Source organism: Nonomuraea sp. MTCD27, assembly GCF_041950495.1.
Taxonomy (GTDB): domain Bacteria; phylum Actinomycetota; class Actinomycetes; order Streptosporangiales; family Streptosporangiaceae; genus Nonomuraea.
This window is the reverse complement of the sequence record NZ_JBGNUW010000004.1, coordinates 421531-435111: the sequence shown is the minus strand read 5'-3', so window position 1 is coordinate 435111 and position 13581 is coordinate 421531. Positions and strand designations below refer to the sequence as shown.

At 69.0% G+C, this 13581-nt stretch carries 11 protein-coding genes; 2 read left to right on the top strand and 9 right to left on the bottom strand.

Going from position 1 to position 13581, the window contains the following annotated elements; translation table 11 throughout:
• Nucleotides 1–142 precede the first annotated feature (142 nt).
• Nucleotides 143–1132, bottom strand: a complete 990-nt coding sequence (locus ACBJ59_RS14235) for an ArsR/SmtB family transcription factor (protein ID WP_375110630.1) — start codon at nt 1130–1132, stop codon at nt 143–145.
• A gap of 283 nt (nt 1133–1415) precedes the next feature.
• Between ACBJ59_RS14235 and ACBJ59_RS14230 the strand changes: the two genes are divergently transcribed.
• Nucleotides 1416–1901, top strand: a complete 486-nt coding sequence (locus tag ACBJ59_RS14230) for a hypothetical protein (RefSeq protein WP_375110629.1) — start codon at nt 1416–1418, stop codon at nt 1899–1901.
• 228 nt (nt 1902–2129) lie between these two features.
• Here the strand turns inward: ACBJ59_RS14230 and ACBJ59_RS14225 are convergent, their stop codons facing one another.
• From ACBJ59_RS14225 to topA, 8 genes are all read right to left on the bottom strand, one after another.
• The gene (locus ACBJ59_RS14225; protein WP_375110628.1) at nt 2130–2993 is read right to left on the bottom strand and encodes a stage 0 sporulation family protein; all 864 of its coding nucleotides are present in this window, start codon (nt 2991–2993) and stop codon (nt 2130–2132) included.
• A gap of 109 nt (nt 2994–3102) precedes the next feature.
• Complete coding sequence (locus ACBJ59_RS14220) at nt 3103–4164, bottom strand: permease-like cell division protein FtsX (RefSeq protein WP_375110627.1); 1062 nt, start codon at nt 4162–4164, stop codon at nt 3103–3105.
• Complete coding sequence (locus ACBJ59_RS14215; RefSeq protein ID WP_375110626.1) at nt 4161–4688, bottom strand: SigE family RNA polymerase sigma factor; 528 nt, start codon at nt 4686–4688, stop codon at nt 4161–4163. The genes ACBJ59_RS14220 and ACBJ59_RS14215 overlap by 4 nt, the downstream gene beginning before the upstream one ends.
• Before the next feature lie 348 nt (nt 4689–5036).
• On the bottom strand, nt 5037–6212 hold the full coding sequence (locus tag ACBJ59_RS14210) for a DNA polymerase III subunit delta' (protein WP_375110625.1): 1176 nt from the start codon (nt 6210–6212) through the stop codon (nt 5037–5039).
• A 46-nt stretch (nt 6213–6258) separates the two neighbouring features.
• On the bottom strand, nt 6259–8301 hold the full coding sequence (gene tmk, locus ACBJ59_RS14205) for a dTMP kinase (RefSeq protein ID WP_375110623.1): 2043 nt from the start codon (nt 8299–8301) through the stop codon (nt 6259–6261).
• A gap of 141 nt (nt 8302–8442) precedes the next feature.
• The gene (locus tag ACBJ59_RS14200; protein WP_375110622.1) at nt 8443–9000 is read right to left on the bottom strand and encodes a helix-turn-helix transcriptional regulator; all 558 of its coding nucleotides are present in this window, start codon (nt 8998–9000) and stop codon (nt 8443–8445) included.
• A 75-nt stretch (nt 9001–9075) separates the two neighbouring features.
• Nucleotides 9076–10401 (bottom strand): metallophosphoesterase, encoded by a 1326-nt coding sequence (locus tag ACBJ59_RS14195; protein WP_375110621.1) that lies wholly within the window; start codon nt 10399–10401, stop codon nt 9076–9078.
• A 52-nt stretch (nt 10402–10453) separates the two neighbouring features.
• On the bottom strand, nt 10454–13144 hold the full coding sequence (topA, locus tag ACBJ59_RS14190) for a type I DNA topoisomerase (protein WP_375110619.1): 2691 nt from the start codon (nt 13142–13144) through the stop codon (nt 10454–10456).
• A 207-nt stretch (nt 13145–13351) separates the two neighbouring features.
• Between topA and ACBJ59_RS14185 the strand changes: the two genes are divergently transcribed.
• Nucleotides 13352–13519: a DUF5703 family protein gene (locus tag ACBJ59_RS14185; RefSeq protein ID WP_375110940.1), complete on the top strand. Its 168-nt coding sequence runs from the start codon at nt 13352–13354 to the stop codon at nt 13517–13519.
• Nucleotides 13520–13581: the final 62 nt, after the last annotated feature.

Below are 13581 nucleotides of genomic sequence, written 5' to 3'. Positions count from 1 at the left end.
ACGCCCGCCAAAGGATCTCGGTCAGCAACGGCCGCCGGTCCGCACGCCGAAGCAGAGCACCCACCTCTCCCCGACCCGCCGCTGACGGTACGGCTCCGTCGCCACGTTCGGCGTCATCGTTCATGAGGAGCCTGCTGGCGCGCTAACTGTTGGTGTCCAACAGCGCGCGACCGAGTCCGGTCAGGCGATGCAGCGTCCGGTTGAAGTCGCGATGGCTGGAGATCAATCCGGACTGCCGCAGGACGGTGGTGTGCTCGCTGGCCGAGGCCGGGGAGATGCTCAAGTGGCGGGCCAGCGCAGTTGTGCTCATCCCCTCGCGCATGCCGATGGCATCCAGCACCGCAGCCCGGGTCGATCCGATCAGCGCTCCGAGCGCGGCTGACACCATCGAGGTGCGCGACGGCAAGGCGTCCGGCCCGCGCACGACAGGGTAGATCAACACCGGCGGCAGATCGGGATCGAACATCGTCAGTGGTCCGCTGACGCAGAAGTACGACGGGATGAGCAGCAATCCTCGGCCGCGAAGGTGAAGCTCCTGGTGGCGGTGTCCGGGGATGCGGAGTTCGCCGGCTGACCAGGTCATCATCGGGCGCAGGCCGGCCAGCATTCCTTCCACACCGCCGGTGGCCAGGGCGGAGGTACGGATCCGGCGGTCTTTCTCCAGGGCGGCGTCGATACTGCGCCGGTAGGGCATGACGATCAGGTCGTAGCAGGTACGCATGGCCTCGGTCAGGTCGGCAATCACGGCAGGTTCGCCGGTGGCCAGGCGCCACGCACTGTCGGGTAGCCGACGCGTGGCGGCGAGGCGGCCGACGTCCCGCTTGAGCATCGGGATGGGAGTGGTGCGAAGCGCCTCAATACCGTGATCCAGACCGTGTATCGCCTGGATGGGGTTCAAGAAGTCCGGGAAATAGCCCACGTTCGGGGTCAAGGTCAGCAGCAGGCCCCGTACCTTTCCGAGCTTTGCGTGCCGTACCGCCTTGCATGCCTCCTGGCGCCATGCGGTGAACAGCAGGTCGCCTCGCTGCGGTCTGAGCATCTGCAGGCTCAGGACCAGTTCCCACAGCGGGTCCGCCCCGGCGGCGATCCTGGTCCGCGCGATGTCCTCGCTCGTGAAATAGATCCTGAGCATGAGCGGCCATCCATGGGTGGGTGACGAACCCTCTGACTGTTTCGTTGGAGAATTGCTATTCAATAGCATTTTCAATGAAGTTCGCCATTCAGGCCGTCGGCATACCTGGTACGGCGCCCTATGCCGGCCTTACGGCGCCGTAAGTACGCCGCGTTGGCGCGTTCCTGGCTCTGACCTGCCCGGAGCTGGGTCTTTCGGCCACAACCGAAAGACATGGACAAGGGCGCGGCCCCCGTGGACGATCCCAGGAAGAACGGGGTTCACGATCTACGAGGGGATGAGAATGCGTTCGATCATTCGGCTCGTGTTAGCGGCATGTGTCGCGTTGCCTGTCTTCGGAAGCAGCCCAGCCGCCGCATTCACCGCCGCCGACTCCTGGCACCGGGATTCAATCCCGTACACGCTTCACGCAGGCTACGTAAATGGCGTGTGGCGGAACGTCGCCCGCCTCGGCGAAGGCGAACTGTACTGGACCGACTACGGCGCGCGAGTCACCGTCTCGTTCTGGCTCAAGGACTTCGCCACGGACGGATACTGTGCAGCAGGCTGGGTCGACGAGTTCGGCTACGAACCTGTGCAGACGCACACGCGTCTGGAGTGCAACGGCGTGGACAAGTGGGTTTCGGTAAGCCTCCCGTCCACCGGGCAACGTATCTGTCAGATCACCGTTCGAGTGGGGCGTCAGAAGAGCAGCGGAGCTCTTCCACCCGAAAGCGCTGGACCCTGGTGGACGACAGTGGGTAGCTGGAACAACCGCGACGGGTGCTGAAAACAGCCTGAGCACGGCATTAGTCCGGCCCTCGATGGACCCGCGCGCAAACCGTCGAGGGCCTTGACGTTTCCGTACCAAGGCCCGCAGCCCCGGGCTCCCCATCGCCGTAGCGCGTCCCGCATCCCTGCCCGCGGGAAAACGAGCCTCCCTCCGCCTCGCTTCACATGACAACGGGCCGGCGGCGCTCGTAGATCAACGAACCGCCTCGCGCCGACAACGCTGCCCTCAGCCCTCACCGGAGGGGTGCTGACCGGTCGAATCCTGCTCCTTGCCGTACATCGTCTCGTGCTGGATGCGCGGCGAGCACACCGACGCTGAGGGGCACGCACAGCGCCGTCCACCGTCGTCGAGGCGCACCGTCACCGTGTCCGACGGCACGTTGTGCCCCACCACGGTCCCGTCCCCTACAGGGGTGCTCACGCGGCTTCCGGCCCTGGGCATTCTGTTGCGGGTCTCGACGTACAACGGGTGCTCGTACTTCAGGCAGCACATGAGCCGCCCGCACGCTCCCGCGATCCGCAGCGGGTTGACCGGGAGGTCCTGGTCCTTGGCCATGCGTACGGAAACGGGCTCGAAGTCCTTCAGGAACGTGGCGCAGCACAGGTCACGGCCGCAGGGGCCGATGCCGCCCTGGAGCCGCGCCTCGTCCCTGGGCCCGATCTGCCGCAGCTCGACCCTGGCCCGGAGGTTGCGGGCCAGGTCGCGCACCAAGGCACGGAAATCCACCCGATGCGGCGCCGAGAAGTAGACCGTGTAGACGTTGTCCTCGTCGAGGTAGTCGATGCCGACGACCTTCATCGGCAGCGTGTGCCGCTTGATCAACCGTTTGGACACGCTGCGTGCCTCGGCCCTGCGGCGCTTGTTGGTCTCGTCGCGGCCCAGGTGCTCCTCTCCCGCCAAACCTGCGCACACCGGCAAACCGTCGATGTCCTCGCTCGTGTATTGCGGCGCCCACACACACTCCGCCACCTCGGGACCTGAGTCCGTCGGCACGAGCACCTTGTCGCCCACTTTGGGGCTGTGCTCGCCGGGATCGAGGTAGTAGAGCCTCCCGTAGCGGGTGAAGCTCACGGCCATGATCATTCCCATGGGCTCGAGCTCGCCTCCTGACGGCCTAGGGGTAACTGGCTGCCTTCCTTGCCACATTACGTGTGTCCGTGGGCCGGCGGTCAGGGGTGCCGGCCCGGATCTTCGGTGATCACTTCCCGGCGGGGCACACCTTGCTGTCAGGAAGGAGCAGGCCGAAGTTGTCGGCCAGCGCCAGCCGGTCGTCCGTGCACGGCTGGTAGAGCACCTGGGCCACCCCCGGTTGCCGCTTCAGCTCACTGACCAGGTCCTGCCCGTCGAACGCCGCTGTGAGCCTGATCCTGAACCTCTCCGGCATGTCCTCCACCTTGGTCGCCTTGATCAACGCCTCGTTGTCCTCGAACGCCTGCTGGAAGTTCTTGAACGCCGACGCCTGATCCTCGAAGAGGACCTCCTCCACCCCGGGCATGCTCTCGATCAACTTCTGGATCGCCGTCTTCTGGGCCACCGTCGCGCCCTTTCCCTCCTTGGTGACCACCGGCTCGCCGTTCTTTCCGTTCACGCTCTCCCCGCCGCACGACGGCAGGCTCGCCCCCTTCGAGCACAGGAAGACACTGATCTGCCAACTCCGGCCGGCCTCGGTCTGCGGGCGGACGTCGGACTCGGCCTGGTCGGCGACGTGCTGGATCCCGCCGAGCCCCCGGAGCGACTCCTTCACCTGCCGCCGGTCGCCATCGTGCCTGGTCTTCAATCTGAACGCGGCCGGCAGGTCGGTGACCTTGATCTCACCCGTCAGTGACGTGTTGTGCGCGAAGGTCTTCTTGAAGTTCTCGTAGGCCGTCGCCTGGTCCACGAAGAACACGCTGTCGACCTGCTGCGACTGGTGCAACGCGCGCTCGATCGCGCTGACCTGCTCACGGCTGGCGGCGCGGCCCTGGCAGGGCGACTCCTTCGGCGCCGACTTCGTACACAGGAAGACGGTCATCTCCGTCCCGCCGCTCTGGGCCGGCGGGTCCGCCGCCACCGCGCGGTCCTCGGCCCCTGGGCCACCGCGCAGCACCACGGCGGTGGCCGCCCCCGCGAGCACCACGGCCACCGCCACGGTCACCAACCGGAAGTCCACCCGGGACCTGCGCCGCTCCGGCACCCGCAGCGGCCGCAGCGTGCCGATGTCCACCGTCGCCCCGGCCTCGACGAGGGCCTCCCGCAGTCGGTCTTCCACAGGGCTGTTCATGAATCCTCCCCAAGCGCTCGGCCGAGAGCCGCCAGCCCCCGCGCGATCGTGGACCTGGCCGTGCTCGCGCTGATCCCCATCGTCTCCGCGATCTCCTGATCCGGGAGATCGAAGTAGTAGCGCAACGTCAGCGCCTCCCGCTGCCTCCGCGGCAGCCGGCGCAGCGCCAGCATGACCTCCCGCCGCTCCTCGCCCATCAGCGCGGCACTCTCCGCCGACCAGACAGGCGGTTCGTACGGCACCGCCCGCCGGAACACCGTCGCCCGCCTGCGCAGCACCGACCGGCACCCGTTGAGCACCGCGGAACGCACATAAGCGAGGGCCTTGTCGCCATCGCGCAACCTCGCCCGGCCGGCGTGGGTGCGCGCGAACGCCTCCTGCACGACGTCTTCCGCAGTCGCCTGATCGCCGACCATGATGAGGGCCAGCCGCACGAGGCCGACGTGGTGCTCGGCGAAGATCGACGCCACATCGACCCGCCGCCGCGCCAGGTCTTCTTGTTGGGTGAGCAGTTCGACTTCCACATAACAGAGACGCCTGTCGGCCTCATCTGCTGCTCGGGTCACACGGTTATCTTCGGCCTCTCACCGCACCGGGCCGTCCCGATGAGCGCACCCTGTGGACGGGAGCCATGCCCACCCACACCGCGTACGCGCGGCCCTGGCCGGGGGTGCCGGGTCGCCGCTTACCGCTGCTTCTGCGCCCACACGCCCGGAAGTGGCGTCCGCAAGCCGATCCCGTACGCCACGCTCAGCTTCGTCCGGCCGGCCCGGCCGCCGCTGCTGACGTACAACGCGGTGGGAAGGCTGCTGGGATCAGTCTTCACGAACCACGCGCTCATACCGCGGCCGCTCAGGACTTACTCGTCTGGCTCAGGGCCGCAGTGCCAGCATCATCGCCTCGACGGCCATCTGCGGATTGACGTTCGCCGCCAACCGCTCCCTGCACTGCATGATCGCGTCGATCCGCCGCAACGTCTCTTCGGGCGTGGACGACTTGGCCAGCTGATCCAGGTCGAAGCGGATGTCGTCGTTGGCCAGCTCCACCCCGGCCGCCCCGAACTGCATCGTCAGCACGTCCCGATAGAACGACACCAGCTCCAGCAACGCCGCGTCCAGCGAGTCACGCTTGATCCGCGTGGCCCGCGACTTCTGCCGGTCCTCCAGCTCCTTCAGCGCCCCGGCCCCGCCGCGCACCAACCCCCGGTTGAGCCCCTTGCCCGTGGACCCCTCCCCGTACAGCTTGCGCAGCTCCGACGTCTCGCTGTCGTTGAGCAGGGCCGTGGCGGCGGCGGCCTCCTCCTCGGCCGTCTTCACCAGCCGCTCCGCGGCGGTGACGCACTCACCGACGCCGGTCAGCGAGCGCGGGATGCTCAGCACCGCCTCCCGCCGCGCCCTGACGCCCTCGTCCAGCGCGAGGGCGCGCGCGCGGCTGATGTGCCCCTGGGCGGCCCGCGCGGCGAACCTGGCGGTGTCCCAGGGCACGCTGTCGCGGGTGGCCAGCACGTGGGCGACGGCCTCCGTGGCGGGGGTGGTCAGGTTGACCATGCGGCAGCGCGACCGGATGGTGATCATCAGGTCGTCGGGGGCGGGCGCGCACAGCAGCCAGACCGTCCGCGGCGGCGGCTCCTCGATGGCCTTGAGCAGGGCGTTCGCGGCCGACTCCGTGGCCCGGTCGGCGTCCTCGAACAGGATGACCCGCCACCGCCCCTGCGTCGGCGCCCCGGCCGCGCGCAGGATCAGCTCCCTGGTCTGCTTGACGCTGTAGGAGAGCCCTTCGGGGCGTACGGACTCCAGGTCGGGATGCGAGCCGATGAGCACCTGGTGGCACTGGTCGCAGTGGCCGCAGCCGCCGTCGCGACACATGAGCGCCGCGGCGAAGGCGCGGGCGGCGTCCTCCCGGCCCGAGCCCGGCGGGCCGGTGAACAGCCAGGCGTGCGTCATGCCGGCGCCGCGCCCCCCGGCGACGACCTCGCCGGCCGCCGTCGCGGCACGCGACAGCACGGCTGTCGCCTGGTCCTGTCCTACGAGGTCATCGAAAACCGTCACGACGTAAGGCTAGTTGCACTTCACCTTACGAGGGGACGAGTGGCGGCTAGTCGCGGATGGCGGGCATCGTGCCGGTGATGTCCTCCGACTCGCGCGGCACCGGGTCGGGCAGGATCTCCCTGATCCGGTCCTGGATCTGCCGGGTGATCACATCCTGCGGCAGCGTGCCGTCCACGACGAGGTAACGCTCGGGCGCCGCCGCCGCCAGCGACCTGAACTCCTTGCGCACCCGCTCGTGGAACTCCAGCGGCTCGGACTCGATCCGGTCGGCCGCCCCGCCCAGCCGGGTCAGCCCCACCTCGGGCGGGGTGTCGATGAGCACGGTCAGGTGCGGCACCAGCCCGCCGGTCGCCCAGGCATTGATCTTCGACACGTCCTTGGGGTCGAGCGCCCGCCCCGCGCCCTGGTAGGCCAGCGAGGAGTCGACGTAGCGGTCGGTGACCACGAGCGAGCCCCGGTAGAGGGCCGGCCTGATCACCTTCTCCACGTGCTCGGCCCGGTCGGCGGCGTACAGGAGGGCCTCGGAACGCGCCGACAGCCCCCGCTCGGCCGCGTCGAGCAGGATGGCGCGCAACCGCATGCCCACCTTGGTGGAGCCCGGCTCGCGCGTCTGCACGACGTCGAAGCCCTGGTCGCGCAGCCAGATGGCGATCAGCCGCGACTGGGTGGTCTTGCCCGACCCCTCGCCGCCCTCGAACGCCACGAACAGCCCGGGCACGTGCTCGGCCGCCTCGGTGGGGAAGCGCTCGCCGCGCACCGCCGCGATCAGGTCGGCCGACAGGGAGACGCCCTTCCTGTCGTCCATGTGCCGCAGCGCCAGCACGCCGACACCCATCGCGAGCACGCCGCCGATCACCAGCACCAGGTTGGTCCCGTCGAACCGGTAGCTGAACTCGCCCAGCCCCAGCACGTGCACCCCGAAGAGCGCGCCCAGCGGGTTGGCCACGGAGACCACGAACAGCAGGGTCACCCGCGCGGTGGACTGCAGGAACGAGAACGTACGGCCCCGCAGCGAGTCCTCGACCTCGAGCCCGATCAGCGTGTAGCCGATGATCCAGGCGATCCCCGCGCACGCCCCCAGCACCACGGTCAGCATGACCACGATCACCAGGTTGTGCACCAGCGCGATCGCCACCAGCACCAGGCCCGCGACGGTGATGGCCAGCCCGAACAGCCGCCGCCGGGACAGCTCGCGCAGCAGCCTGAGCCCGAAGAACATGCCCAGCGCCATGCCGACGAAGACCGCCCCGAACACCACGCCGTAGGCCGCGTCACCGCCGCCGAGCGCCACCACGTAGACCTTCGCCACACCCACCACGGCCCCGCCCGCGGCGAACGCCCCGAGCATGCCGATGACCAGGCCGCGCACCAGCCGGTTGCCGCCCACGAACCGCCAGCCCTCGACCACCTGCTTCAGCACGGAGGGCGTGGAGATCGCGCCGTCGCGCTTGGGGATGTCCCGCAGGGTGAAGATCAGGAACGCCGACACGAGGTACGCGCACGCGTTGACGACCAGCGCCAGCCCGGTGGCGTCGCGGCCGGCCAGGAACGGCACCATGCCGGTGACCAGGTCGCCCGCCACCGACAGCGCGGCGAACAGCATGGCCGCGATCGGCGCGGTGCCGTACGTGACCAGCAGGTTGAGCTGGTTGGCCGCCTCGAGTTGCGCCTTGGGCACCAGGTTGGGCACCGTCGCGTCCTTGGCCGGCACCCAGAACAGGTTGACGCACTCGACCAGGACGGTCGCGATGATGACCCACTGGTAGCTGTTGACGAACGGGATCGACAGCACCACCGCGAACCTGGCCAGGTCGGCCGTGAACATCGTCAGCCGCCGGTCGAACCGGTCGGCGAACACGCCGGCGAGCGGCCCGAGCAGCACCGCCGGCAACATCTTGGCGACGAACACGCCGCCGACGGCCAGCGACTGCACGCGGTAGTCGCCCTGAGTGAGGTTTCCGGCCAGGGCCGTGAGCGCCAGGAGGTTGAGCCAGTCACCCAGACTGCACACCGACATGGCCGTCCAGAGCCGTCGGAACGGCGCATTGGCCAGCACGTGGGTGGGGCGGCTTCGGCCAAGGGCAGTCATGATTTCAGCGTATCCAGGTGTTGGCCGGAGTGGGGCAGACAAGAGAGGAGCCGGATATTCCCGGCTGCTCGTGGCTGAGGGTATTACGTGATCGGGCTCGGGCGCAGGTTACACACCTGGAATAGGCCCCCAAAAACATCATCAATTCATAACTCCGGCCTCATGTCGCGCCTCTTCTACCAAAGGCCCCCACTCGGCGCGGATCTCCTCGGGAAGCACGAGCTCGTCCCACAGGTCGATCAGCAGCACGCCGTCCACGTGATCGAGCAGCTCATCGGGCCCGCCCTCGCACAGCAGCGCGGTGTAGGCCGCCCGCCGCTCGTCCCGGTCGGCCAGGTCGTAGGCCCGGCCCGCCACCCGCACGACCCCCAGCGCGGCCGCCACCGGCAGCCGCGGCAGACGGCTGGGCACGTGGAACTTCCGCCCGTCGCCGGTCACCCGCGCCGCGCACTCGACCTTCGCCTCCAGCACCAGCCGGAACCCGGCCGCGTCGAGGATGCGCCCCGCGGTCTCGAGCGTCGGCGACTTCCTGCCGTGCTCGTAGGCCGACAACGTCGTCCGGGACGTGCCGCTCACGCTGGCCAGGGCCTTCTGGTTGAGGCTCGCGGCATTCCTGGCCTGCTTGAACAGCAGACCGCCCCGCCTGGCCCAGATGGCGACGTCCTGCCCCAGCACCCGCTCCATCGGCGAGGAGACCATGCCCTACCTCCGAAAAGTATCCGGTCGGATACTCTACGCCATCATGGCGCCGGGTGACTACCGCATCACGAAAAGTCAACTCCGGAGTTCCAGGATCGTGATCTCGGGCGGAGCCCCGACACGCACTGGCGGTCCCCAGAAGCCGGCGCCCCTGGTGACGTACACCTGTACGCCGTCCACCGTGGCCAGCCCCGACACCACCGGCTGCTGCAGCCCCACCACCAGGTTGAACGGCGCGATCTGCCCGCCGTGCGTGTGCCCGGACAGCTGCAGGTCGACGCCGTGCCGCGCGGCCTCGTCCACCTGGACGGGCTGGTGCGCGAGCAGCACCGTGGAGCGGCCGGTGTCGCGCCCGCCGAGCGCCTTGGCGAAGTCGGGGCCGTCACCGCCGGCGGCGCCGCCGACGTCGTTGACGCCGGCCAGGTCGAGCACGGCACCCTGGTGTCTGATCTCGACCCGCTCGTTTCGCAGAGAGCGTACGCCGAGCTCCCCGAGCTCCTCGATCCACTCGCCGGGTCCCCCGGGGGAGAAGTACTCGTGGTTACCGGTCACGAAATATGCCCCGTAGCGGGACTCAAGGTTCTTCAACGGCCGGGCCAGCGCCCCGAGCTGGGCCACCGACCCGTCCACCAGGTCGCCCACGATCGCCACCACGTCGGGCTGGAGGCCGTTGATCATCCGGACGATCCGCTCGGTGTGCCCGATGCCCGTGAGCGGCCCCAGGTGGATGTCGCTCACCACGGCGAAGCGCAGGCCGCCCAGCCGCGGATCCAGCTTCGGCAGCGTGACCTTGACCGGCTCGATCACGGGGTCGCCCAGCGCGCTCGTCATGCCGTACCCGACCGTCCCCATCGCGCTCACCCCGGCGATCGCCGCGGTGGTCCGCTCCAGGAAGATCCGCCTGCTCATGGGAGCGACCGCCGGGGCCTCGACCTCCGGCGCGGCGGGCTCGAAAGCGGCAGAGCCCGAAACGGCAGGCCCCGAAACGGCAGGCCCCGAACCAGCCGACCCGGAAGCGGCCGACCCGGAAGCGGCGGGCTCCTCCGACGGCGCCGCGCCCGCCGGCACCGCGACGGGCGTGGCCACGGGCTCGGGCGCCCGCTCCCGCCGCTCTGCCCTGCGCAGGAACCCCAAGGCCACGGCCCGCGGGATCTCCAGCACGGCGAGGATCACGACCAGGTAGAACATCAACGCCAGCCAGATGTAGCCCGGCCAGGCCACCCAGCTCTCCAGGCCCATCCTCGTGCCCACGAAGGTCGTCACGAGAATCGCGAGCAACGCGACCAGGCTCCAGGTCAGGGTCTTGCGGACCCACCCGGGACCGGTCGTGCGACGCACCAGGCGATTCCACAGGTACCAGTGCGCGAGCAGGACCGCGGCCACGAAAACCAAGACGAACACACGAACGATGCTACTTCCGGCGGCCATACCCCGTTGACCGCCGGAATGTGATCTATGACTTGGTGGCCGGCTTCTTCGCGGGAGTCTTCTTCGCCGGGGCCTTCCGCGTGGTCGTCTTCTTGGGCGCCGGGGCCCGCTCACGCCGCTCGGCCAGCAGCTCGGCCGCCCGCTCGATCGTGATGTCCTCGACCGTGTCACCCTTGCGCAGCGACGCGTTCGTCTCGCCGTCGGTCACGTAGGGCCCGAACCGCCCCTCCTTGACCACCACGGGCTTCTTGGAGTTGGGGTCGTCGCCCAGCTCCCGCAGCGGCGCCGCGGCCGCGGCGCGGCCCCGTCCACGCTGCTTGGGCTGCGCGAACAGCTCCTTCGCCTGGTCGATGGTGACCGTCAGCAGGGCGTCCTCGGAGGCCAGCGAGCGGGAGTCGGTCCCCTTCTTCAGGTAGGGGCCGAACTTCCCGTTGTGCGCCACGACCTCCTCGCCCTCCAGCTCGCCCACGACCCGCGGGATCGTCAGCAGCTTGAGCGCGTCGTCCAGCGTGATGGTGTCCAGCGACATCGACTTGAACAGCGAGCTGGTGCGCGGCTTCGGAGCGTCGGCCTTCTTCGTACGCCGCTTCGGGGCCTCCTCGTCGGCGGCCGGCTCCGGCAGGACCTCGGTCACGTAGGGGCCGTATCGTCCGTCCTTGGCCACGATCATGTGCCCGGTCGCCGGGTCGTTCCCGAGCTGCCGGTCGCCCGTCGGCCGCGAGAACAGCTCCTCGGCCTTCTCCGCCGTCAGCTCGTCGGGCGTCATGTCCTCGGGGACGTTGACCCGCGCGCCGTCCCTGTCGAGGTAGGGGCCGTATCTTCCGACCCGCAGCACGATGTCCGTGCCCTTGACCGGGAACGAGCTGATCTCCTTGGCGTCGATGTCGCCGAGGTCGGTGACCATCTCCTTCAGGCCCTCGTCGCCGTCGGCGCCGTAGTAGAAGCGCTGCAGCTCCGGCACCCGCTCCGCCCGGTCGTTGGCGATGTCGTCGAGCACCTTCTCCATGTCGGCCGTGAAGTCGTAGTCGACCAGGTTGCCGAAGTGCTGCTCCAGCAGGTTGACCACGGCGAACGCCAGGAACGACGGCACCAGCGCCGTGCCCTTCTTGAACACGTAACCGCGGTCGAGGATGGTCCCGATGATCGAGGCGTACGTCGACGGCCGCCCGATCTCCCGATCCTCCAGCTCCTTGACCAGCGACGCCTCGGTGTAACGCGCGGGCGGCTTGGTCGAGTGACCGGCCACGTCGAGGCGCGACACGCTGAGCGCGTCGCCCTCCACCAGGTTCGGCAGCCGCTTCTCGGAGTCGTCGCGGTCGGTCGAGGGGTCGTCGGCCCCCTCGACGTACGCCTTCAGGAACCCGTAGAACGTGATCGTCCGCCCGGAGGCGCTGAACTCGACGTCCTCGCCGGCCGTCGACCTCCCGCCCACCTTCACGGTGATCGACTCGCCGACCGCGTCCTTCATCTGGGAGGACACGGTGCGCTGCCAGATCAGCTCGTAGAGCCGGAACATGTCGCCCGACAGCCCGGTCTCGCCGGGCGTGCGGAACTCCTCGCCCGAGGGCCGGATCGCCTCGTGCGCCTCCTGCGCGCTCTTCACCTTGCTGGAGTAGACGCGCGGCTTGTCGGGCACGTACGCGGCGCCGTACAGCTTGATCGCCTGCGACCGCGCGGCCGCCACCGCCGTCTCCGACAGCGTGATGCTGTCGGTACGCATGTAGGTGATGAAGCCGTTCTCATAGAGCCGCTGCGCGACCTGCATCGTGTATTTGGCGGAGAAGCCCAGCTTCCGGCTGGCCTCCTGCTGCAGGGTGGTCGTCCGGAACGGCGCGTACGGCTTGCGCGTGTACGGCTTGCGCTCCACCGACTTGACCGCGAACGACGCCCCCTGCAGCCGCCCGGCCAGCTCTCCCGCGGCGGCCTCGGACAGGTGCAGCACGTCGGCGTTCTTGAGCTGCCCCGTGCTGGCGAAGTCGCGCCCCTGCGCCACCCGCCTGCCGTCGACCACGGTCAGCGTGGCGGTGAAGTCGCGCGGCCGCTCCTCGGGCTTGTTCGTGTCGAACAGCGCCTGCAGGTCCCAGTAGTGGGCGGAGGTGAACGCGATGCGGTCACGCTCGCGCTCCACGACCAGCCGCGTCGCCACCGACTGCACCCGGCCGGCCGACAGCTTTGGCTTGACCTTCTTCCACAGGACGGGGCTGACCTCGTAACCGTAGAGGCGGTCGAGGATGCGCCGGGTCTCCTGGGCGTCCACCAGCCGGAGGTTGAGGTCGCGCGGGTTGGCCACGGCGTCCCGGATCGCCTGCGGGGTGATCTCGTGGAACACCATGCGATGCACGGGGACCTTGGGCTTGAGCACCTCCCGCAGGTGCCAGGCGATCGCCTCGCCCTCGCGGTCCTCGTCAGTGGCCAGATAGAGCTCGTCAGCGTCCTTCAGCAGCTGCCGCAGCTTGGCGACCTGTGACCGCTTGTCGGGGTTGACGACGTACAGCGGCTCGAACTCGTGCTCGACGTTGACCCCGAGCCGTGCCCAAGGCGCCCCCTTGAACTTCTCGGGGATGTCGTCGGCCTTCTCCGGCAGGTCGCGGATGTGACCGATGCTCGATTCGACGATGTAGCCGCGCCCGAGGTACCCGGCAATCGTCTTCGCCTTGGCGGGCGACTCGACGATCACCAGGCGTGTTCCGCCGGCGCTGCCGTTGTTGGCTGGCACGCTGCTTCCTACCTCGCTGTTCGCTTGCAAATCCCCCTGCCGGGAGTCGGCACAGACTGAAAGGTAACCCGACTCGCGGAAATTTCCTTCCCCCGGGCTACCCACTAGCTTCCGGGTCCACCCACAAGCACGCAGAATAAGGCCCATCGAGCGGCATGGCGCCCTGACTCACCCTGGAGACTAATCGTTGTGCTCGACTACTCCTACATGGATATCTTCATCCCGCGCGACCTCACTCGCGAAGCAGCACGTCAACTGCTGACCGAACACGCAGAGTACGGTCAGTGGGAGCTCGCGCGCGTACGTGTACACCCCGACGGGAGCCGTCACGTCCGCCTGCGGCGCAAGATCCTGCGAGTACGCCGCACGCTCTGACCGCGAACATGGCTTTGCCCGCCCCGGGCCGCGCCCCCGGAACGGGCAAAGCATCTATCGCT

Bases quoted from the DNA above. Each gene is read 5' to 3' on its own strand.
- ACBJ59_RS14235 (WP_375110630.1), bottom strand. From the start codon at position 1,132: ATGCTCAGGATCTATTTCACGAGCGAGGACATCGCGCGGACCAGGATC.
- ACBJ59_RS14230 (WP_375110629.1), top strand. From the start codon at position 1,416: ATGCGTTCGATCATTCGGCTCGTGTTAGCGGCATGTGTCGCGTTGCCT.
- ACBJ59_RS14225 (WP_375110628.1), bottom strand. From the start codon at position 2,993: ATGGGAATGATCATGGCCGTGAGCTTCACCCGCTACGGGAGGCTCTAC.
- ACBJ59_RS14220 (WP_375110627.1), bottom strand. From the start codon at position 4,164: ATGAACAGCCCTGTGGAAGACCGACTGCGGGAGGCCCTCGTCGAGGCC.
- tmk (WP_375110623.1), bottom strand. From the start codon at position 8,301: ATGACTGCCCTTGGCCGAAGCCGCCCCACCCACGTGCTGGCCAATGCG.
- ACBJ59_RS14200 (WP_375110622.1), bottom strand. From the start codon at position 9,000: ATGGTCTCCTCGCCGATGGAGCGGGTGCTGGGGCAGGACGTCGCCATC.
- ACBJ59_RS14185 (WP_375110940.1), top strand. From the start codon at position 13,352: ATGGATATCTTCATCCCGCGCGACCTCACTCGCGAAGCAGCACGTCAA.